Origin of the sequence: Streptomyces sp. NBC_01268, assembly GCF_036240795.1 — a bacterium.
GTDB lineage: Bacteria > Actinomycetota > Actinomycetes > Streptomycetales > Streptomycetaceae > Streptomyces.
This window is the reverse complement of the sequence record NZ_CP108454.1, coordinates 74,355-95,408: the sequence shown is the minus strand read 5'-3', so window position 1 is coordinate 95,408 and position 21,054 is coordinate 74,355. Positions and strand designations below refer to the sequence as shown.

Here is a 21,054-nt window from a genome sequence, read left to right as displayed (position 1 = left end):
GCTGTCGAGGCCGAGAGGGCACGAGAGCAGAAGGAACGGAGGGACGGGGGAGGAACGGACGGAGGGAGGGGGGAGGAACGGACGGAGGGAGGGGGGAGGTACGGAGGAGGGAACGCCGACCGACCGGGTCACCGGAGGGCGAACCGGTCCGGGTGAGCCGCCTTCCAGTCGCGTGCCCAGGAATCCGGGAGCGATCCGGAGGTGCCGGGATCCCCGGACCCGGCCGACGTGAGCAACTGTCCCGGGGTGAGCGGCTCGTACACCTCCGCATGGGATCGGACGTCGTCCGGTCCGACCCGGCTCAGGAGCATCCCGGGCGTCAGTTCGACGGGGCCGTCGGCGCCCATGGCGGCCATGATCTGCAGGGCGCTCTTGACGGTCGCCTCCTGGAAGCGCTGGACACGCCGAGCCTTGTCCTCGACATCCAGGGCCCGGGCCCGTCGGGGGTCCTGTGTGGCGACGCCGACGGGGCAGGTGTTGGTGTGGCAGCGCTGTGCCTGGATGCAGCCGAGGGCGAACATCATGGCCCGGGCGGAGTTGGTGTAGTCGGCCCCCTGGATGAGCCGCTTGACGATGTCGCCGCCGGTGGCGATCTTTCCGGAGGCGCCGATACGGATCCGGTCGCGGAGCCCGACGCCGACGAGGGCCCGGTGGACCGTCGTCAGGCCCTCGGTGAGCGGGAGTCCGACGGAGTCCGCGAACTCCAGCGGCGCGGCGCCGGTGCCGCCTTCGGCCCCGTCGACGACGATGAAGTCGGGGGTGACGTCCTCCTCCAGCATGGCTTTGCAGACGGCGAGGAACTCGCGTCGCGAGCCGACGCACAGCTTGAACCCGACGGGCTTGCCGCCGGCGAGGTCGCGCATCCGGTCCAGGAAGCGCACGAGTTCCCGGGGAGTCCGGTAGACGCGGTGGTACGGCGGTGAGATCACCGTACGACCCTCCGGGACGCCCCGGACCGAGGCGATCTCCCGGCCGACCTTGGGGCCGGGCAGCACTCCCCCGATGCCGGGTTTGGCTCCCTGGCTGATCTTCAGCAGCACGCAGGCGACCTGGTCGAGGGCGGCCTTCTCGGCGAACCTCCGCGGGTCGAAGTCGCCGTCCTCGGTCCGGCAGCCGAAGTACCCCGTCCCGATCTCCCAGACCAGGTCCCCGCCTGGGGCGAGGTGGTGCTCCGATATCCCGCCCTCACCGGTGTCATGGGCGAAGCCGCCCCGGCGGGCGCCCTCGTTCAGGGCACGCACGGCGCGGTCCGACAGGGCGCCGAAGCTCATCGCCGAAACGTTGAGCAGGGCCATGTCGTACGGCTTGGTGCAGGCGGGCCCGCCGATCCGGACCCGGGGCGGCTCGGTCGGGACCGGGCGCGGGGCCATGGAGGGCACGAGGTAGTCGGTGCCCGGGCGGTCCAGCTCCAGCTCCGTGCCGAAGGGGTCCTCGGCGTCGGTTCCCTTGGCCCGCTCGTAGACGATGGAGCGGGTGTCCCGGTCGAAGGGCGCGCCGTCGACGTTCCGCTCCACGAAGTACTGCTGCACCTCGGGCCGGAGCGCCTCCATCGCGAACCTCAGGTGTCCCAGGACCGGGTAGTTGCGCAGGACCGAGTGGCGGCGCTGGAGCAGGTCGTACGCCGCCACCGCGGCGAGCAGCAGGGCGGGGCCGGCCGCGCACCACCACCACGGGGACACCAGGGCGGCCAGGAGGCCGGCGGCGAGCGCGGTCAGGGCCGGGAAGGCCGCGAGCAGAATCGTCACCATGCAACGCCGCCTGTCCCCGATCGGGGATGTCACGCCCGCCGCTGCGAGGGCGCCCGTGGTCCGGCCGGCCGGGGAGGGGTGAATCCGGCGCGGCGCGACGAGGGCGGGTTTGCGCCGGGCGGACCCGGCTACACGACCCACATGAGTGCTTCGCAGAACAACGACCGCAACCCCTCCCGCTGGAGTGACGAGCCCGCGGCGACAGACGGCACGGGTCCGTCGGACGGCACGGGTCCGTCGGACGCGGCCGGAGCCGCCGTACGGGCGGGAGAGTCAGGCCCGGGGACGGCGGAGACGTCCGACCGGGCGGCCACGGGGGCGCTGCGTGTCCTTCCCGCCCCGTTCGCCGAGAAGGCCCGTACGGCCGCGTACGTGGCGCGCGGCAGCGGGGGCGCGATGTGGACCGTGGTGCGCTCGCACAAGACGGCGACCGGGGCCGCCGCCGTGGGGACGACGGCCGCCGTCGCCGGTGCGTACGCGTGGGGACGGCGGGCGGGGCGGCGTCGCCGCGGCCCGCTGACCTTGCTCTTGGGCGGCCGCGCCTGAGGCGCGGAAGCCGCCTCCGCCCCCGGAGGGCGCCCCACCCCTTCCCGGAGGCTCGTCCGCCCGTTCGCGCATGTCGTTCGTGCGCACCGTCCGTCCCTGCTATTCCGGAGGTCGACACACATGGTCCCCCTGCTGCTGGTTCTCCTGCTCGCTCTGCTGCTCTTCGGCGTCGGCTTCGCTGTCAAGGCGCTTTGGTGGATCGCCGTGATCGTGCTCGTCCTGTGGCTGATCGGTTTCGTGGCCCGACCCAAGGGGAGCACGGGCCGCTGGTACCGCTGGTAGGCGTTTCCCCCTGGGAGTTCTGGGGCCCGTCCCGCTTCTGTTGCGGGGCGGGCCCCAGCGCGTGCTCCGGCGCCGGGTAGACGGGCGTCACTCGAGGGTGGTGTCGCCCAGGGTCTCCAGGACTAGCGGAGGCTGTCGAACGGCCTGGGTCACCAGGGTGGGTTCCGCGTCGGCGAGGGGCCGTGGGGACCATCGGCCCCACACGTGTGACCACGGCCCGTAGGGGTGGTTCAGATGTGGCGCCCGCGACCTCCTTCCTGCACGGTTCCGACAAGGCCGATTGCCGACGCCCGCCGCACGGTCTCGTAGCCAACGCCGTACACCGGTTCCTTCCGAGTTCGACTGCAGTCGGCACGATTTCGACGTGCTGGACGCATGGCATCCAGGTTGCGCGACAGCGATCTGGCGAGGTCGGCGCGCCTCTACGTGGAGGCGGAGAGTGAAGGTGGCGCCCTGAGCTGCATTGAGCCGATCGGCGTGTTCTCGGGCCGGCCGCCTGCGCGTGGCTGTCGGTGCCGTGTCGGGTCAGCCGAGGCGGACCAGGCCGGCGGTTGCGCTGGTGGGTGCCAGGGCCGGGGAGCCGGTGTAGGTCGCGGTGTAGCCGAGGTTCAGCAGGACGGCGACGACGGGACACGGGCCGGTGCAGGTGGCGGTGCCGGCCGCGGTGGTGACGGCGGTGCACACGGTGGTGGTGCCGACGGTGAAGGTGATGGTGGCGCCGGCGACGGGCTTGCCGGTGGTGGTGTCGGTGAGGGTGGCCGACAGGTTGAGGTTGACCGTCAGCTGGCCGGGGGCGATGGACAGCAGCAGCGGCTTCGCAGTGAGTTTGGTCGTGTCCTTGCTGTAGGTGTACCGGCCGACCGCCGCCGGGGCGCTGCTGCCGCCGGGGGTGGTCACGGTGACATCGACCGGCCCGGCCGCGGGGGCGGCGGGCGCGGTAACGGTGATCTTGGTGTCGTCGACGACGGTGAACGAGGCGGCGGGCACGGCACCGAAGGCGACGGCGGTGGCGCCGCCGAGGTTGCTGCCGGTGATGGTGACCGCAGTGCCGCCGGCGACGGGCCCGTTGGCGGGGGCGATGTGGGTGATCGCGGGCGCGGGGACTTCGTAGGTGTACTGCCCGGCAGCCGCGGTGTGGCCGGCGGAGGTGAGCGTCACGTCGATGGTGCCGGCGGTGTGCGCCGGAGCGGTGGCGGTGACGGTCGAGTCGTTCACCACGGTGAGGTTGGCCGCCGGGGTGCCGTCGAAGGTGACGGCGGTGGTGCCGGTGAGGTTGCTGCCGGTCAGGGTGACGGTGGTGCCGCCGGCGGTCGGGCCGTTGTCAGGGGCCAGGGCGGTCACCGCGGGCAGGACGGCCTTGCCCATCGCCAGGCCGTACGGGCGGGATCCGGCGGGGACGGTGGCGGTGACGGTGAGCGTCGCGGTGTCGATCACGGTCATGGTGTCGGTGAAGGTGTTGGCGACGTACACGCGGGTGCCGTCTGGGTCCGCCAGGACGGCTTGCGGCCCGGCGCCGACACCGATGGTGGTGGTCACCGTGTTGGTCGCGGTGTCGATGACGGAGACCGAGTTGCCCAGCCGGTTGCCGACGTAGACGGTTCCGCCGTCCGGCGCGACGGCGACGCCATACGGCACCTGGCCGACCGGCACGGTCGCCGTGACCGTGTTGGTGGCGCCGTCGATCACCGTGACGGCCCTGTCGTTGTAGTTGGCGACGTAGACGTGCGCGCCGTCGGGGCTGACGGCGATCCCGGCCGGGTCGTTGGTCGGGACACTGGCGGTGACGGTCAGGGTCGCGGTGTCGACTACCGACACCGCGCCGCTGCTGAAGTCGCTGACGTAGAGGCGGCTCCCGTTCGGGGACAGCCCGAGCCCGGACGTGTACGTGCCGACCGGGACGGTGGTGAAGACCGTCAGGGAGGAGGTGTCGATCACCTCGATTCCGGCAGGGCCGGTGTGGGCCACGTAGACCCGTGCGCCGTCCGGCGAGACGGACATCGACCCTGGGGCGTCGGCTACGGCGATGGTGGCGAAGACGGAATTGGTGGCGGTGTCGATCACCGAGACGGAGTCGCTGCCGCTGTTGACGACCCACGCCTGTGAGCCGTCCCGGGTGAGCGCCACGTTGACCGGCTGGGTGCCGACCGGGATGGTGGCGACCGTCGCCCCGGTCGCCGAATCGACGGCGGCGACGGAGTTCGAGCCCTGGTCGGCGACGTAGATCAGCTGTCCCGGGCCGGCCGCGTGCGCGGGCCCAACCGGCAGCACCGCGGCAGTTGAGCCGAGGACCGCAGTCGTCAGCGCTGCCGCCGCACCGCGCCGCAGGCGGTGCAGCCGCCCGTCGGGCCTGGTGCTGCTGTGGAAGGCCAGTGGCATGGGTGACACCTCTCGGAGGGAAGTGACCGAATCCTGTCGATCTGGTTGCAACTCATGCTATTCACAGCTCTTTTGACGATTCATCACATGCGTGATTGTGACTCAACATGATCTTCTTTGACTGGAGCTGATCGTCATTGACGGCGCGGGATTCGTATCACCGCCTCGGAGGACATCGGTACAGCCGTTGGCGCGAGCTCCCGGCCGGGGGTGCGCGCACGGGGCTCTTCGAGGGCGGACGCGCTTCTCGGGCGCCGGCCCGATCCGGTCGGCCACGCCGTCATCGTCGACCGGCGCCTTCCGCAGTAGGTCGGCGTCGCGGATCCCTGGGGCGGCCGCAGCGTCGGCTGGTGAGTGGTCTCGGTGGCCACGGGGTGCCACGTCATCTGAGGTGGTCAGTGGGCCGATGCGGTGAGATGGGGGCGTTGTCACAGACCCGTGACGAACAGGGACGAGATTGTGACGATCATGAACGTTTCGAAGGAGGGGAAGCTTTTAACCTCAGGAGGTTGACACGTGAACTACTAGTGACTCTGAGGGGGGACACTGTGCGCGACACACGATCAAGCCGGTCCCGAAGGAACACCGGCGGCAGACGTCTGACGGCGACCGCGGTCGCCGTGACGGCGGCCGTCGCCTCGCTCGCACCGCTCGCCGGGGGGACGGCGGTCGCGGCGGAGGCACCCGCCGCACAGGCGCCGCTGACCATTCCGGCGGAGCGCCACCCGGGCCAGGGCCTGCTCCGCTTCGCCGGCACCACCGGCTTCATGCACGAGGACTCCGGCGGCTACGCCTGGGTGCCGTACGCGGGCGGGAAGCCCACCCGGTTCGCCGCCGACCGCACGTACACAATGCACGGCGGTGACGGTGACGTCATCGCGCGCCAGTACGACGACAGGGTCGTCCTCCAGGACGGGCCCACCGGGCCCGGGCGGACCGTGACGATCCCGCAGCGGCAGCGCTTCGCGGGCGTCCAGGGCGGCAAGGTCCTCACCAACGGCGAGGACAAGGCCGTACACGTCCTGTCGGTCGAGAACGGCGTCCAGAAGGACGTGAAGGCGGTCGCCCCGGCCGGCTCCGCCTGGAGCTCCCCCCTGCCGCGGATGGGCGACTGGCAGGGCAACGGCCGGGGCTTCTTCGTCGCGTACTCCCTGAACGGCAAGACCCTCGTCGGCTGGGTCGCCCTCGACGACCCGAACGCGGCGGTCAGACCCACATCGATCCCGTACGTCGACAGCGTCAGCCCGCCCGGTGTCTCGGGGATGCGCGCCTACACGTACGACTGGCAGGCACACCGGCTGAGCCTCTGGGACCTGGCCGGCGACCTCACCAAGCCCGTGGCGGACATCGCACTGCCCGAGCCGCCGACCGCGCTGGTGGGCCAGGACGTCCTGGTGCGGACCAAGAACGTCCAGTCCGGCAACGACGTGTACGCGCTGTACCCGCTCTCCGGCGGCGAGCCCCGCCCGGCGTTCGACGCGGCCGACGTCGTCCCCACCCAGGACGGCGGCGTCCTGGCCACGATCACGGGCGCGGACGACCAGAGTGTCGTCCACAAGGCCGCGATCCCGGCGGACGGTTCGGCGCCGGTCCTCACCAGGCTCTACGCCACTCCGGGCATGATCGCCCAGACCCGGCGGATCGCCGTCGCCCAGGGCGAGCTGAACGCCTCGGAGAACTTCGGCCTCGACGCCAACGGCTTCGACGACATGTACGGGCGGGTGACCAGCAGGAGGCTCACCGTCAGCGGCGAGCTCGCCGTGGGCCCCAAGACCAATCTCGGGTTTGACCCCGAGGCTCTCATCCCGGGCCACTGCCTTCCGGCCTGCGTGCCCGTGGTCCCCACCGGCGACGGGCGTATCGTCCTCCAGAAGTACCCGGGCGGCCTGTACGCGATCGGTGAGGGCCAGGACATGGACCACGCCAGCTGGACGGGTGCCGAACCCTTCGAGTACGGGCGCGACTTCCAGGTCTCGGGCCGCTACGTCTCGTTCGTCGCGGAGGCGCAGACGGGGCCGTCCCGGATGCGCGAGGTCCGCGACATCGACACCACGAATGCGGTGTTCAGCCACGACCTGGGCGACCGCCGGACCGCCCTCGACGGCGACACCCTGTGGGCCGAGTCGACCACCACCGGCATTGTCGACGCGGTCGATCTGCGCACCAGCACGACGAAGCGCACGGTGAAGCTGGCCGGGTGTGACCTCACCGGGCTCCAGGTCGTGGGCTCCTTCGCGTACTGGAAGTGCGCGACGAGTTCCGGCGTGAAGAACCTCGACACCCTCGCGAACATCTCCCTGCCCGCACACACCAACGCGCTCCTGGGCGACGGCTACCTCGCCCACGAGAAGGGCGGCACGGTCTCCGTCACCCCGCTGCGCGGCGGTGGCGCGACCCGCGCGATCGGGACCGTGGCCGACTCACGGCCCGACTACGGCTGGACGGTCGACCGCTTCGGCGGCCACGTGAGCCTCGTGGACGCGGACCAGAACATCCACGTCGTGCCGACCGGCGTCCCCGCCTCACCGCTGCGCCTCCTCGACGAGGAGCGCGGAAAGGTGGACCGCAAGGCCAAGGACCCGACGTGGACCGCGAAGTGGTGGCTGAACAAGCCCGCCGCCTCCTGGAAGGTCGACGTGCGCGACAGCGCGGGCACGGTCGTGCGCACGCTAAGCGGTGGTGAAGCCCGAGGCGTGGTGAAGCCCGCCTGGGACGGCAAGGACGCGGCCGGGAACGCGCTGCCGGACGGGCTGTACGACTGGACCCTGACGGCCGCCCCGGCGGACGGCGTGGGCCCCGCGCTCACCCGCACCGGCGACACGGTCCTGGTCCGCGGGCAGTCCACCCTCGCCACCGGACGCTACCAGCCGGTGCCGCCGACCCGGGTGATGGACACCCGTGATGGCACCGGGGTGGCGAAGGCGAAGCTCGGCGCAGACAGGACGGTCACCCTGACCGTCGCGGGCCGGGGCGGGGTGCCCGCCAAGGGCGTCTCGGCCGTGGTCCTGAACGTGACGGCGACCAACGCCACGGCGTCGACGTTCGTCTCGGCATACCCCTCCGGAACGGTCCGTACCAGCGCGTCGAACCTCAACGTCGTCGCCGGCCGGACCGTCCCCAACCTCGTCGTGGTCCCGGTCAAGGACGGCAAGGTCACCTTCTACAACCGCAGCGGAAGCGTCGATCTCCTCGCCGATGTCGCCGGGTACTACACGCTGTCGGGCCAGGGCTCGCTGTACGAGCCGGTGACGCCGACCCGGCTGATGGACACCCGCGACGGCACCGGCGTCGCCAAGGCGAAGGTCGGCGCCGGCAAGACCGTCACCCTGACCGTCGCGGGCAAGGGCGGCGTCCCCGCCGAGGGCGTGACCGCCGTCGTCCTGAACGTGACGGCCACGAACCCGACGGCATCGACCTTCGTCTCCGTCTACCCGTACGGGACGACCCGCACCAGCGCGTCGAACCTCAACGTCGTCGCCGGGCAGACCGTCCCGAACCTCGTCGTGGTCCCGGTCAAGGACGGCAAGGTCACCTTCTACAACCGCAACGGCTCGCTCGACCTGCTGGCCGACGTCGCCGGGTACTACACCAGCGGCACCACGGGCTCCCTGTACGAGCCGGTGACCCCGGCCCGCCTCATGGACACCCGCGACGGATTCGGCGGGCCCCCGCCGAAGGTCGGCGCGGACAAGACCGTCACGTTGACCGTCGCGGGCAGGGGCGGCGTCCCCGCTGAGGGCGTGACGGCCGTCGTCCTGAACGTCACGGCCACGAACCCGACCTCGTCGACGTTCGTCTCCGTCTACCCGTACGGGACGACCCGCACCAGCGCGTCGAACCTCAACGTCGTCGCCGGGCAGACCGTCCCCAACCTCGTCGTGGTCCCGGTGAAGGACGGCAAGGTCACCTTCTACAACCGGAGTGGCAGCATCGACCTCATCGCCGACGTCGCCGGGTTCTACGGCCCCTGACCCACTGGACGCAGAACAAACTCCGAGGGCCGGGCGTGCACCATCGCGGTGCGCGCCCGGCCCTCATGACCACGTCCACGTAGAACGCGAGGGAATGCGGGTTCAGTTGCTCTCTCGTCCTCGTGCCCGCCCTGCTGCGTGGGTCGTCACGCGCCGTGCGTTCAGACAGACGACAACTAAGGTTTACGTTCTGTCTCGCTCGCGACCCGGCCGCATCAGCGGACAGGCCCTCCGGCGACGGTGATCAGTTCCCGGAAGCGCGGGTCCGACCGGAGTTCCATGAAACAGGGATCGCTTTGGGCCTCCTGCCTCTCGTCTGCGGTGACGAGGGCGTGGCGAAGGTCCTCGATCGCGTAGTCCCACTGCTGCCGACGGGCTTCCTCCCCGACGTCCCTCCGCCGTGCGACGAACATGTGCAGGCACGCATGGTCGTAGGCCAGTCTCGGGGTGGCGGTCGCACCCTTGTGGGGGTGCTCTGCGTCGACGTCCTCGACCGCCTTGACGCCTTGCAGCACGTCGAGGCATGCCAGGAGATTGACGGCGTGCGGGTGCATCACCGTCAGCCGGCGCCGCAGATCCTGGCCCTTCCAGGTGATCTTGCCCGCATCGCACAGGCGGCTCAGCTCGTCCGTGGGCGGCCGGGCGGAGGCCAGCACGGCGGCACGGTCCACGTAGCTGCCGTCGCCGTCGCCGTCGATGTCGGCTCGGGCGTAGGCGTAGGCGTTGAGCCACTGTGTGGCGAGCCTGTAGAGGATCCGGATCTTCAGCGGCATCCACCCCTCCTGGTCGTCGGTGACCTGCAGGATCGAGGAGCGTTCGTAGGCGTTGTCGATGACACGGGCGAACGCGCCGAGATCCGTCTCCTTGTAGGTCCTGTGCTCGTACGCCGCCCACAGGTACTCGAACCGTGCCAGCTCGTTCCCGGGGTCCTCGTTGACGGCTCTGGCCAGGAGCCGCACCTGCGTGGCGGGCCGGCTGTCGTCGTTCTTGAGCAGCGACTTGCTGGTCGCGATCACCTGGAGGGCGACGCTCCGCCACTGCCGGGCGCCGTACAGGCCGCGCTGGAGATCCGTGTGCACCGCGCTCAGCTGCACGAGGATGAAGGCGGCGGCGCCGGTGAGCATCTGTGCCTTGGCCCGGTTTTCGTCGTCGTCCGTGGGGAGTCTCAGGTCCGGCCTACTGAACACCGCGCTCGCGGCATGCTTTCCGTTGCGCGTGAGGGTGGTCGCGACACGGTTGCCGTCCACCAGGGTGACCCTGGCACGCCAGGTCAGATCCGGTCTGAGGGCGAAGAACAGGCGCGTCAGTGCTCCCACGAACTTCCCCGCGGGCAGGACGCTCAGCTCCTCCACCGGGATCTGGCTCAGCGGTGTGCTCCCCGGTGTGCTCGTACTCTTGTGCAGGGCCTGCGGGGTCTCGGTTCCGAGGTCCTTCATCCTGGCGAGCAGGTAGTCGGACGAGGCGGCGTTCACGCTGCCGTCGGACTGCTGGACCTCGACCTGGAGCCGCAGGTTCTGGCCCAGCGCCGCCCCCGTCAGGAACACCCCGAGCGCCGAGAGGGCGATGTGTACGAGCATGAGCCGTACGTCGTAACTGAGCGCGTCGGCCAGCAGCACCGGAAGGATCCCGGCCGCGGTGACGATGCCCAGGGCGATGAGCAGCCTGCGCCACGGCTTCGCCCTGCCGCGTGTGCCCCAGAGCACCAGGGCGACCGCCGCCAGGGCGACCACCCCGATGCCCAGCGCGCCGATCCGACACTCGGTCCACGTGGGGGAGAAAGGGCTGAACATGGCGAACAGCGGTGCCATCACCGCGGCCGCGAACAGCAGAAGGGCGCCCAGGCTCCCGGTCGTCCACCGGATCCACTTCTGCCAGGCGACCGCGTCCACCTTGACCAGCCAGCGTGAGGAGAGGCCGGCGAGGGCGTAGAAGATCAGCATCCCGATCGTGGCGAGCACGACCAGGCGTCCGATGGGGAGCGCCCAGTCCTGGTAGAAGCGATCGCCGTTCGAGACCGCTGTGGGCAGGGGGCGGCTTTCGAGGTCCACGACCTTCGCGATGCCCGCGCCCGCGGCGGCGTTCGTCGCGTCGAGGCGAAGGGCGGCGTCGAACTTGCCCTTCGCCCCGTCGAGGTGCCCGGAGCGGATCAGGAGCTGACCGGCCGTGACGAGCTCGGCCGCCGCCCGGCGCGCCTCGGCCACCAGCCGGAGGCCGTCCACCGCGCACTTCTGGTCGCCGTCTCCCGCCTTCACGGACTCGTACAGAGCCTGCGCCCTGTTCAACGATCCCTGCCCGCGGTGGCCGTCGGCCGCCTCGCAGGTCTGTTGCGCGACCGTGTCGGCGGGGACCGCCGCGAGCGTGGTGGCCAGGACGAGCGTCACCAGGGCCAGGGCCCGAACAAGTCGTCTCCACATGGACGGCAATCAAGCCCAGCCGCCGGCCCGTGACACGGAGGCGCACCGCCGACACCGGCGAAACCGCCCTCACGCCCCGACGCGCACGACCACTTTGCCGAACGCCGCCCCCGACGCGTAGTGACGGAACGCGTCCGCCGCCCGCTCGAACGGGAAGGCGCGGTCCAGGACCGGGCGGATGTGATGCCGGGTCAGGAAGGCGTTCAGGGCGGTGAACTGGGCCCTGCTGCCCACAGCGAGCGCGCGGACGGTCGCGCCCGAGCCGAAGAGGACGCGGGGGTCCAGCGGGGGTGCCGTGTCCGAGACGAAGCCGACGCAGGCGACGTGGCCCGCGACCCGTACCGACCGGAGGGACGCGTCGAGGTGGCCCGCGACGTCGACCACCCGGTCGACGCCCCCGCCTTCCGTCGCCTCCCGCACGGCGGACGGCCAGTCGGGCACGGCCCGGTAGTCGATCACTGCGTCCGCGCCGAGGCCGGTCAGCAGCTTCGCCTTCTCCGGGCTGCTGGTCGTCGCGATCACGCGGGCGCCGAGGGCCTTGCCGAGCTGGAGGGCGAAGAGGGACACCCCGCCGGAGCCGAGAGTGAGCAGGGTCTGCCCGGCGCGCAGGCCCTCGCCGTCGCCGGTCAGGGCGTTCCAGGCGGTGACCGCCGCGACGGGCAGCGTCGCGGCCTCCTCGTACGACAGGTGTGCCGGTACGGGCACCAGGGCCGTCGCGTCGAGCACGGCGAGTTCGGTGAGCATGCCGTCCAGGGAGCCGCCGAGCTGGGGGAGGTGGCCCAGGCCGAAGGGGCCGTCCCGCCAGCTCGGGAAGACCGTGGCGGCCACCCGGTCCCCGACCCGTACGGCATCCACGCCGGGGCCGACCGCCACCACCTCGCCGGCGCCGTCCGCTAGCGGCACGACGTCGGGGCGTACGGGCAGGACGTAGTCGCCGCGCAGGATCATCAGGTCGCGGTAGCTCAGGGAGGCCGCACGGACGGCGACCAGGGCCTGGCCGGGGCCGGGGGTGGGGTCGGCGTGCTCCCGGAGCGTCAGGCCGTCGATGCCGGCGCCGCTGTCGACGTGGTGGCTACGCACGGGCCGCCCCCTCCGCGTCGGAGCGGGAGCCGGAGCCGAGAGTGTCGGTGGCCAGGGGGACTTCGCCCGCCGTCTTGCTGTAGCCCAGGGCCTCCACGATCCGTCCGTTCTCGACGCGCATGAGGTTCACGCCGCTCACGTGGTCGGCGGGGCCGTCGCCGAAGCGGTAGCGCCAACGGATCGTGGCCCGGTCGCCCGCGACGAAGACGTCCTCGGGGCCGAAGCGCGTGGTGCGGTCGGCGGCCAGCGTCCGCCAGAAGGCCAGGCACGCCTCCCGGCCCTCGAAGCGCTCGCCGTCCGGGGCGGGCTGGACCGACTCCATGACGCAGTCCTCGGCCACCAGGTCGTCGAGGACGTCGGGGGAGTGGTGGATGAAGGCGTGGTTGAAGAGGTCGATGACGTCCGTGGTGGTGCGGGGGTGGGGATGCATGAGGTCTCCAGGTGGAGGAAACAGTAGATAGAACGGTCGGTCTACTGGGTGCGGGCTCGAAATATATAGACCGGTTGATCTACCGGTCAAGGGTCGGCACACTGGTGGCCATGAGCACCCGTACCGGACCCGGCCCCCGCGACCGCCTCCTCGACGCCGCCCAGGAACTGACCTACCGCCACGGCGTCGGCGTGGGCGTGGACACCCTGCTCAAGAGCGCGAACGTGGCCCGCCGCTCCCTGTACGAGCACTTCGGCGGCAAGGACGGCCTGATCGCGGAGGTGCTGCGGCGCAGCGCCGCCGAGGACGAGGCCGCGTACGAGCGGGTCATGGACGCGGCGGGCGACGACCCGCGCGCGCGGCTCACAGCCGTCTTCGACGAGCTCGCCGCCGTCGTCGCGCGACCGGACTTCCGGGGCTGCCGCTACCTCGCCGCCGACCTGGCGCTGGCCGACCCCGACCATCCCGGGCACGCCGTCACCCGTGCGTACCGCGAGCGTGTGAGCGGCCTCCTGGCGGCCGAGCTCACCCGGCTCGGCCACCCCCGCCCGGCCCGCGCCGCCGACCAGCTCCTGCTGCTCATCGACGGGGCCATGGCCGTCGGGGCCACCCGCCCCGCCACCGACCCGGTCGCCTCCGCGCGGGAGCTGGCCGAGGGGATCCTCGCGGAGGCGGCGGGCAGCTGAACCGCCCGGCCGCCCGGCTGCCCGCCCGCCGACCCGGTCGGGCGACCGGACCAGCGCGGTTCAGACCGCCCCCAGCGCCTCCGTCGGCTCCTGCTCCCCGCGCACGCGGGGATGGTCCCAGGGCGTCCTGGCGCGGGTGCCGGACTGCGCGCTGCTCCCTGCGCCTTCGGGGCTGGTCCCGCGCCCGCAAGGCGCTCGATGTCTTGATCGCAGTCATCGGCGAGTGGCTCTGATGTTGCTCGCCAGGCTCGGTCAGAGAGGAATTCGGTGTCGCTGCCGGAAGCCGGGCTCTAGCCTGCGGTCCATGCATCAGCCTCGAAGGCGCGACCGGCGCCCGGCTCGCCGTGTGTCGTCAGAGCCGGCCCAGCCCCAGGCCTTCCGAGTCCCTGCAAGGGGCGTCGATGTGGCCTTGGTCGGCTACTTCTCCGCAAAGCAGAAGGACTTCGAGGCACTCATGGCATCGGCAGCCACGGAACTGGCAGCGCACGGCGCTCGGGTCGTCGTGCAGATTGTGCAACGCCGAGGGGTCTCGGACGGCGGTGCCCAGAAGATGGGTCTGCCCTACTCCTCGAGAACTCTGCTGACCTACGGGAAAGTCCGCGAGGTGGCCCTGGCGTGTGAGCAGGCCAACGCTGACGCAGTGATCTTCACCGCTTCCCTGACGGAGCGTCAGCGGCGCACGCTGACGGACATGCTAGGCCGCCCCGCTGTGGGTCTTTTGGACGTCCTCGCTGTCGCTTGACAGCTCACTCGGCATTCTGGGGCGTGTGGCAGAGGTGATCTTTACGAGGCCGGGCACCGAGGCTGGTCTTGGCTGCAGACTCGATGCAACGCGCTGAACACGTCGGCATGTCGACGTTGCACCCTCCCCCGTGCCCGATCGTCGGCAGTGTGTGGGCGGGGTGATCCCTGAGGAGTGGTCAGGGCTGATTCAGGGCTGATTCAGGGGTGGAGCCAGGGTGATCCCTGTCGTCGCGGACACACCCATGCGGCCAGAGTCGAGCCATAGTGATCACCGCTTCGAGAGGTGGAGTCCTCCCATGCGTCGTTCCGCGATCCTCGTTCTGTCGGCTGCTCTGGCGTTGGGCGTGGTCGCGCCCGCCGAGGCCGTCCCCGACGGTCCGGCCCCGGGGCTGGACCGGGCCGCGCTGCGCGCGGCGATCGAACCGCGCCCGGGTGACAGTACGGCCGGTGTCGTAGCGGAGGTACACAAGAACGGGGAGACGTGGCGGGGCGCGGCCGGGGACATCGTCACCGGCCGGCACATCGCACCCCGCGCGCACTTCAGGATCGGCAGCGTCACCAAGACCATGGAGGCGGTGACCCTGCTCCAGCTGTCCGCCGAGGGCCGCGTCGATCTGGACGACACCGTCCAGCACTATCTGCCCGGCCTGCTGCCACAGGACCGGTTCACGGAACCGATCAGCGTGCGACAGCTGCTCGACCACACCAGCGGACTCCCGCAGGACCTGGAGGGTGCGCCGGCCACCACGCCGGACGAGGAGATCGAGCGACGGCTGGACTACGTCACCTTCGACGAGGTGATCCAAAAGACTCTTCGCCCCGAAGGAAGGCCGGGCCCGGGGCCGCACTTCAGCCCCGGCACCCGTCAGGAGTACAACTCCTTCGGATACCGCATCGCGGGCAAGCTCATCGAGGAGATCACCGGGCACTCGTACCAGTACGAGGTAATGACCCGGATCGTCGGACAGCTGAACATGCGGGACACGCGCCCCACCGTCCCCAACCGAGCCACGCCCGTGCCCAGGCCGTACCTGCCCGGCTACCTTGCAGGCAACGGCGGCGATCTGGTCGACGTCAACGTGCAAGGCGGGCTGCCCGCGAGCATGACGTCGACAACGGCGGACCTGGACCGGTTCATCTCCGGCCTGTTCGACGGCCGGCTGCTGCGCCCGGAGCAGGCCGCCGAACTGTTCACGGTGCCGAAGGGCACCGATGGCAAGCCCGTGCCGTACGTGGGCGGCTCCCACTGCAACACGGGTCCTGGCAAGGGCACAGCCTGCTTCAGCGTGGGGTTGATGTCCACGCCGCTGCCTGACGGGACGCTGCTGTGGGGCAAGACCGGATCGGATCCGGGGTACCGCAGTGGTGTCTTCGCTTCCCGGGATCTGCGCTTGCGCGCGGTGTACGCGGTGGGCACCGCCGGACCCGTCGACGGGGTCCCCGCGGTCGCCCAACGACTGGCCCTGACGGCTTTCGGCAGCTGACCAGCTCGTGCGCGGCTGCGAGGGGACGACGAGCACGGCCCTCTGGCACGGTGCTCGCGCCTGCCACTGAGGCATCCTGACAGCACGCCGGTCTGGACGAGGCCGTTCATGTACGCGAGACGGCCGAAGTGACAAGCCCATGCACACGTCGCGGCGCCGGCGCTGACGAGACCCCATAGATCAGTGAGCCTTCCCGTGCGGCCATCGACCGGGTGACTGCGGAGGGTCGGGCGGACGGCCGCAGCGCACTGGGCCCCCGTGCCGTTCCACACCATGGGAGGGGCGACCGGCCTGGACCCGGACGATGCTCACGAAGCGAGGCGATCCTCGCTCTCGCGGCGTCCGTCGGCGGGGCGTGGTGATGCGTACGAGCCTCGCTGCCGAGATCTCCCGGGTACGCGGTGGCAAGCTGGTGGAGTTGTGCGCCGAACCGTTCAGCACCGCCGACGCCTTCACTGCGTACTGCACGGACGCGAGGACGAGTGAGGCGATCGCTCCAGAGCCCGGCGTGGCGTACGTGGCCCCGCCTCGTCTGAGGGCGTGACTCGGGGCTCTGCGGTGCGCGCGGTTCCGCCCGTACGCCAGAGGTCACCGCTGTGCAACGGCTCGCCGCCACGCATTCGACTGCGCCCAGGCCGAACCAGGGGCGTTTCCTTCGGGTCTTGCCCGCCCCCGCTGCACCGGCCCCAGTCCGTGGCCCGGACTGCCATCCGGCACCATGGCTGGATGGCCTCCGCACCAGCGAATCCCGACCGTGCGACCCCGGACCCCGCCGCACCGGACCGCGCCCCTGCCAGGCCGTCCCGTACCCGTACCCGTGCGGTGGCGGTGGTGGCCGCTGCGCTGACCGTCGGCGCGGGGCTGGGGCTCAGGGCGATGGCGGCGGGGGACGTGGCCAAGTACGGCGGCGATGCGCTGTACACCGTCCTTCTTGTGACGCTCGTCGTCGCGGCCGCCCCGCGGCTGTCGCCCGCGCGAGCCGCCGCGATCGCGCTCACCGCCAGCTGGGCGGTCGAGTTCCTCCAGCTCGGTCCGGTGCCCGCGGAGCTCTCCCGGCGCAGCACCCTCGCCCGTCTCGTGCTGGGCTCCACCTTCAACACGCCCGACCTGGCCTGGTACACGGTCGGCGCCGCTGCGGGCTGGCTGGTCCACTTTGTGCTGCGGCGGGCCCGGCGCAGCACGCGCACCGGGGCGACCTAGGCCGTGTCTGACGGCTCTTTGATGAGGTCGCGGAGCCACATCCTGATGGCTGCGGTGGTCAGGGTGCCGTTGAAGTTGTAGTCGCGTTTGTCGTATCGCGTGGCGACGGCCCGGTGTTGCTTCAGCTTTCCTTGTCGCCGCGGGCCCGGTCCGGTCGGGTCCGGGGACGCCCTCGCCCGGTGCGGGCCACCTTGAGGGCCTGCATGAGCGGGATGAACACCGGACTGTCCCCGTGCTGACCGGGCGAGGTCAGCCAGACCAGAGGCCGGCAGCGGTCGTCGGCCAGCAGGTGGACCTTGCTGGTCAGTCCGCCCCGGGAACGTCCCAGGGCCGCACGCCCGTCTTCGTCCACACGTGCGCCGCCCCTTTTTCGGGATGGTCGGTCGGGGGAGCGTGCCGGGCTCCTGCCGCGTGCTGGTGGGCCCGGCAGGTCGTCGAGTCGATGTTCACCGCACACTCGCCGTCCGCAGCCGACGCGGTGGCGTCGGCACCGGTCTGCAAGGCGCGCAGGATTCTCGACCAGGTGCCGTCGGCCGACCAGCGGCGGTGACGTTCGTAGACGGTCTGCCAGGTTCCGTAGCGTTCGCGCAGGTCACGCCAGGGAATCCCGGTCCGTGTCCGGTAGAACACACCGTTGACCACGGTGCGGTGATCAGCCCACCGCCCGCCCGGGTTTCCGGTCTCCGGCAGCAGCGGGGCTATCCGTTCCCACTGAGCATTCGTCAGTTCATGCCGACGCACCAAGACGAACTCCTGCCCGGAACAGCGGTAGATCCACCACCCGGGCAAGAGCCATCAGACACTGCCAAGAGGACGGCCCCGGCCCCGGCGCATCGCCGGGTCCGGGGCCGTCATGACGATCCGGACGTCAGCTGACGCCGATCTCGCCGAGCTGCATGTAGTAGTCACCGAACTGGTCGGCGCTGAGCTTGGTGCCGGTGATCTTCACGTAGCGGGCCTTGGTGGGCGCGAACGGGAAGGTCTGGGCGGAGGCGTCGGGCCTCGGGTGGTCGCGCTTGTCGGCGACGGTGGTCCAGGTGACGTTGTCGGGGGAGACCTGGACGGTGAAGTCGACGGGGAAGCCGAGCCCCGTGTTCACGCCGTCGGTGCGCGGAGTGAGCCGGACCTGGCTGATCAGGCTCGGTCCCTGGAGGTCGACGGTGATCGACTCGTTGGCCGTCGCCGTGGGGGACTTGAGGCTGCTCCAGCCCATCGAGTAGCCCAGTGCCGAGTTCCGTACGCCATCGGTGGCGGCGGTGCGCTTCCAGCCCGAGCCCTCGATCGAACTCGACGTGCTCACCGGCCGGTTGGCGGCCAGTTCCTCGCCGGCGGCCTCGATCTCGGCCAGTTGCAGGTGGAAGTTGCCGCGCGGGTCCTGGCGCAGCTTCGTCCCGGTGACCCTGACGTAGCGCACGTCGGTGGCCGCGAACGGGAAGGCCTGCGCGCCGGCGCCGGGCCTCGGGTAGTCGTGCTGGTCGGCGACGGTGGTCCAGGTGGCCTTGTCGGCGGACACCTGGACGGTGAAGTCGACGGGGAAGCCGAGCCCGGTGTTGGCGCCGTCGGCGCGGCCGAAGAGGTCCAGGCGGCCGATCCGGCGAGCCGCACCGAGGTCCACGGTCACCGATTCGGTGTGGTCGACGGAGAGGTTGTCGATGCTGGTCCAGCCGTTGGTGCCGGTGGGCAGGGAGCGGCGGCCGTCGGTGAGGGCCTTGCTGCTCCAGCCGTCGGCCTCGTAGCTGCTGGAGGCGGTGACGGTGCCGTTCTCGACGGGGTTGGTGCCGGGGTTGAGCCGCACGTTGTCGAACCGGGCGCTCGCGCCGCCGGTGGCGAGGCCGACGTTGCCGACGGGGTAGCTCGCGTCGGTGAGGGAGATCAGCTGCGTCGCGCCCGCGTACACCGTGAGGGTGGAGCCGCGGGTGACGGCCCGCAGGGTGACCGTCTGACCGGGGGTGTATCCGGGCACCTGCGCCTTGGCGAGGTCGGTGCCGCTGCGGTGGACGAAGACCTCGCCGTTGTTGCGCAGGGCCACCAGGTAGCCGGTCTGCCGGTCGGTGGGGTTCTGGCTGTGGACGGTCAGGCCGGCCCAGTTGGTGTTGCCGCCATCCGCGTTGACGCCGGTGATCCGGACGTCGACGGAGGCCGCGACGTCACCGTAGGCCCGGCCGGCCACCGCGGAGACCGTGTCCCAGTTGGCGGCGGTGTCGCTCTGCGCATACGCCTGGTCGCCGGTGACCGCCCAGGAGCCGCGGGTGTGCCGCCACTCCCCGTCGCCGCCGGAGGCGAAGTCCTCGGCGAACGGGTAGGAGGCGTCGGCGCCCTGGGTGGTGAGCGCGTCCAGGATCTGCTTGTGGCGGTGGTCGAGTTCCGCACCCGAGGTGGTGGTCTCGGTGGTGTTCGTGATCAGGGACGAGGTCAGCGCCCGGGCCAGGACCGGCTTGTCGGCGGCGAGGCGGGTCAGCAGCTCGTAGTCCTGGATGCCGGCCAGCAGCGCCTCACTGCGCATGCTGTCGTAGACATCGAGGGCGTTCTTGTTCGGGCGCACCAGGAACGGGTCCCCGTTGGTCCAGCCGTCGAACGTGTCGATGTGGTCGTAGCGGGTCGCGGGGCTGCCCACCGGCCAGGTCCAGATGTTCCAGCCCCAGTGCAGGGCTCCGTTGCCGCCGACCGCCGAGACCATCCACGGTGTCAGTCGGGAGTCGGAGAGCGGGTAGCTGATGAAGCGGTTCAGGTGGCGGTCCTGCGGGCCGATGCAGTAGTAGAGCCAGAGATCCTTTCCGGCGAGTCGCTGGCTCTGGTAGTAGCCGGCGTTCTCGTCGTAGTGATCGTTGGCCAGCGGCGTGACGGTGCCGAGGACGTCGTCCAGGGCGGGCACGGCCTCGTGGTGCGCCTCGTTCGACTGCCCCTGGGGGAAGTACGCGTGGAAGCGCTCGTACAGCCAGCGCGCGGCGGAGACCTGGGTCTGGTCCGCGCGGTAGGGCTCGTCGACCGCGCTCATATAGAACACGTCGCTCCACCGGCGGCCCGGTGCGCAGGTCGGCCCCGCGTCCAGGCACTTGGAGTCGAGGTGGGCCTTCAGCGCCGGGAGCACGGTGTCGAGGTACGCGGTGGCCTCGGGCGTGCCGGGCGTCAGGTAGTTCATCTTCACCCCGCCCTTGCCGTCGCTGACGAGCGCCTCGACCTTGCGGCCGGCGTCCTCGACGAGGGTGGGGGTGTAGATGTACTGGAGTGCCCCGGCGTCCTGGAAGAGCTGGACGAAGCGGTCGAAGTTCGTCCAGGTGAACGTGTACGTGCCGTTCACGAGCGTGGTGTCCGGGATGGACAGGGCCTGGAAGTCCGCGTAGATGACGTTGTTGCGGTGCTTGGCGTGGTTCTTGGCGAAGTTCCCCATGAGCGTCCACCACTCGGGGGAGAAGTCCGCGACACCGTACTGGTCGGGGATGGACGTCGCCGTCCACTGGTAGTCCCAGCCGACCGAGGTGAACCAGTTGTTCATCCGGAACGTCGAGCGGTTCGTCGGGGGCAGCTCGGTGTCGTACACCTTCACGGAGACGGGCACGTCCACCGGGCCGGCCGAGCTCTGCACGGTGGCTTTGCCGGTGTAGGTGCCGGGCGCCTGCCCGGTGGGCACCGCCACGCTGTAGTGATAGGGCTGCGTCGTGTTCGGTGCCAGCTGGTAGGGGGCGTTGCCGACGAGCGCGTCGTAGTAGCTCGTGCCGCCGTTCGGCGGCTCCTGCTGGCGTCCGGTCTGGACCTTCGCGATGTTCGGGTGGTTGTACTCACGGTTCACGGTGATCCGGGAGGACGGGATCACTGCTCCCCCCGGCCCGGCGAGGTCGCTCGCCTGCACCGACACGCCACTCAGCGTCTCGCCCGAGCGGACGACGATCTGGGCGGCCTGGACCTCGTTGCGCGCTGCGAACAGCGTCACCGCGTTCGTCGGCCGTTGGGGGGCGGGCGACGACGAGAAGACGTGGTCGGCCCCGCTCGCGACCCACACGGACGGCTGTGTCGCGGCGGCGGCCTGCGTCGGGGCGACGACGGACGTGAGCAACAGGCAGGCGACTGCCGTGACTGATGCTCTTATGAATATCTG

The 21,054-nt window shown here is 71.0% G+C and carries 13 protein-coding genes and 1 pseudogene; 7 read left to right on the top strand and 7 right to left on the bottom strand.

Features of this window, described 5'->3' with window-relative positions:
• Nucleotides 1-128 precede the first annotated feature (128 nt).
• Entirely contained in the window at nucleotides 129-1,748 is a 1,620-nt protein-coding gene (locus OG309_RS00445; RefSeq protein ID WP_329417212.1) for an FMN-binding glutamate synthase family protein, read from the bottom strand.
• A gap of 141 nt (nucleotides 1,749-1,889) precedes the next feature.
• On the opposite strand from OG309_RS00445, the gene OG309_RS00440 reads away from it, so the two are divergent.
• The gene (locus tag OG309_RS00440) at nucleotides 1,890-2,294 is read left to right on the top strand and encodes a hypothetical protein (RefSeq protein WP_329417211.1); all 405 of its coding nucleotides are present in this window, start codon (nucleotides 1,890-1,892) and stop codon (nucleotides 2,292-2,294) included.
• A gap of 120 nt (nucleotides 2,295-2,414) precedes the next feature.
• Nucleotides 2,415-2,576, top strand: a complete 162-nt coding sequence (locus tag OG309_RS00435; protein WP_329417210.1) for a DUF5670 family protein — start codon at nucleotides 2,415-2,417, stop codon at nucleotides 2,574-2,576.
• 525 nt (nucleotides 2,577-3,101) lie between these two features.
• Here the strand turns inward: OG309_RS00435 and OG309_RS00430 are convergent.
• Nucleotides 3,102-4,952: an IPT/TIG domain-containing protein gene (locus OG309_RS00430; protein WP_329417209.1), complete on the bottom strand. Its 1,851-nt coding sequence runs from the start codon at nucleotides 4,950-4,952 to the stop codon at nucleotides 3,102-3,104.
• A 620-nt stretch (nucleotides 4,953-5,572) separates the two neighbouring features.
• Here OG309_RS00430 and OG309_RS00425 point away from each other — a divergent pair.
• Nucleotides 5,573-8,923: a FlgD immunoglobulin-like domain containing protein gene (locus tag OG309_RS00425; RefSeq protein ID WP_329417207.1), complete on the top strand. Its 3,351-nt coding sequence runs from the start codon at nucleotides 5,573-5,575 to the stop codon at nucleotides 8,921-8,923.
• A 215-nt stretch (nucleotides 8,924-9,138) separates the two neighbouring features.
• Here the strand turns inward: OG309_RS00425 and OG309_RS00420 are convergent, their stop codons facing one another.
• From OG309_RS00420 to OG309_RS00410, 3 genes are all read right to left on the bottom strand, one after another.
• Entirely contained in the window at nucleotides 9,139-11,337 is a 2,199-nt protein-coding gene (locus tag OG309_RS00420) for a hypothetical protein (RefSeq protein WP_329417205.1), read from the bottom strand.
• A 69-nt stretch (nucleotides 11,338-11,406) separates the two neighbouring features.
• Nucleotides 11,407-12,417 carry a zinc-dependent alcohol dehydrogenase family protein gene (locus OG309_RS00415; RefSeq protein ID WP_329417204.1) on the bottom strand — a complete coding sequence of 337 codons (1,011 nt, stop codon included), beginning with the start codon at nucleotides 12,415-12,417 and terminating at the stop codon, nucleotides 11,407-11,409.
• Nucleotides 12,410-12,847 carry a nuclear transport factor 2 family protein gene (locus OG309_RS00410; RefSeq protein ID WP_329417202.1) on the bottom strand — a complete coding sequence of 146 codons (438 nt, stop codon included), beginning with the start codon at nucleotides 12,845-12,847 and terminating at the stop codon, nucleotides 12,410-12,412. Before OG309_RS00410 ends, OG309_RS00415 begins: the two co-directional genes overlap by 8 nt.
• 110 nt (nucleotides 12,848-12,957) lie before the next feature.
• Between OG309_RS00410 and OG309_RS00405 the strand changes: the two genes are divergently transcribed.
• From OG309_RS00405 to OG309_RS00390, 4 genes are all read left to right on the top strand, one after another.
• The gene (locus tag OG309_RS00405) at nucleotides 12,958-13,533 is read left to right on the top strand and encodes a TetR/AcrR family transcriptional regulator (RefSeq protein ID WP_329417200.1); all 576 of its coding nucleotides are present in this window, start codon (nucleotides 12,958-12,960) and stop codon (nucleotides 13,531-13,533) included.
• 403 nt (nucleotides 13,534-13,936) lie between these two features.
• A complete protein-coding gene (locus tag OG309_RS00400; protein WP_329417197.1) occupies nucleotides 13,937-14,275 on the top strand; it encodes a hypothetical protein in 339 nt (112 codons plus the stop codon).
• A 298-nt stretch (nucleotides 14,276-14,573) separates the two neighbouring features.
• Nucleotides 14,574-15,761: a serine hydrolase domain-containing protein gene (locus OG309_RS00395; protein ID WP_329417195.1), complete on the top strand. Its 1,188-nt coding sequence runs from the start codon at nucleotides 14,574-14,576 to the stop codon at nucleotides 15,759-15,761.
• A 726-nt stretch (nucleotides 15,762-16,487) separates the two neighbouring features.
• Entirely contained in the window at nucleotides 16,488-16,961 is a 474-nt protein-coding gene (locus tag OG309_RS00390; protein WP_329417193.1) for a ribosomal maturation YjgA family protein, read from the top strand.
• On the opposite strand, the pseudogene OG309_RS00385 reads toward OG309_RS00390, so the two are convergent.
• Both OG309_RS00385 and OG309_RS00380 read right to left on the bottom strand, forming a co-directional pair.
• Nucleotides 16,958-17,702: pseudogene (locus tag OG309_RS00385) on the bottom strand (IS5 family transposase). The gene OG309_RS00390 and the pseudogene OG309_RS00385 overlap by 4 nt on opposite strands.
• 127 nt (nucleotides 17,703-17,829) lie before the next feature.
• The gene (locus OG309_RS00380) at nucleotides 17,830-21,012 is read right to left on the bottom strand and encodes a glycoside hydrolase domain-containing protein (RefSeq protein WP_329417191.1); all 3,183 of its coding nucleotides are present in this window, start codon (nucleotides 21,010-21,012) and stop codon (nucleotides 17,830-17,832) included.
• Between the last annotated feature and the right edge of the window lie 42 nt (nucleotides 21,013-21,054).

What these genes read in the sequence shown, in the direction of transcription:
- OG309_RS00440 (WP_329417211.1), top strand. Translation starts at nt 1,890, where the DNA reads ATGAGTGCTTCGCAGAACAACGACCGCAACCCCTCCCGCTGGAGTGAC.
- OG309_RS00410 (WP_329417202.1), bottom strand. Translation starts at nt 12,847, where the DNA reads ATGCATCCCCACCCCCGCACCACCACGGACGTCATCGACCTCTTCAAC.
- OG309_RS00435 (WP_329417210.1), top strand. Translation starts at nt 2,415, where the DNA reads ATGGTCCCCCTGCTGCTGGTTCTCCTGCTCGCTCTGCTGCTCTTCGGC.
- OG309_RS00395 (WP_329417195.1), top strand. Translation starts at nt 14,574, where the DNA reads ATGCGTCGTTCCGCGATCCTCGTTCTGTCGGCTGCTCTGGCGTTGGGC.
- OG309_RS00430 (WP_329417209.1), bottom strand. Translation starts at nt 4,952, where the DNA reads ATGCCACTGGCCTTCCACAGCAGCACCAGGCCCGACGGGCGGCTGCAC.
- OG309_RS00390 (WP_329417193.1), top strand. Translation starts at nt 16,488, where the DNA reads ATGGCCTCCGCACCAGCGAATCCCGACCGTGCGACCCCGGACCCCGCC.
- OG309_RS00420 (WP_329417205.1), bottom strand. Translation starts at nt 11,337, where the DNA reads ATGTGGAGACGACTTGTTCGGGCCCTGGCCCTGGTGACGCTCGTCCTG.
- OG309_RS00405 (WP_329417200.1), top strand. Translation starts at nt 12,958, where the DNA reads ATGAGCACCCGTACCGGACCCGGCCCCCGCGACCGCCTCCTCGACGCC.
- OG309_RS00445 (WP_329417212.1), bottom strand. Translation starts at nt 1,748, where the DNA reads ATGGTGACGATTCTGCTCGCGGCCTTCCCGGCCCTGACCGCGCTCGCC.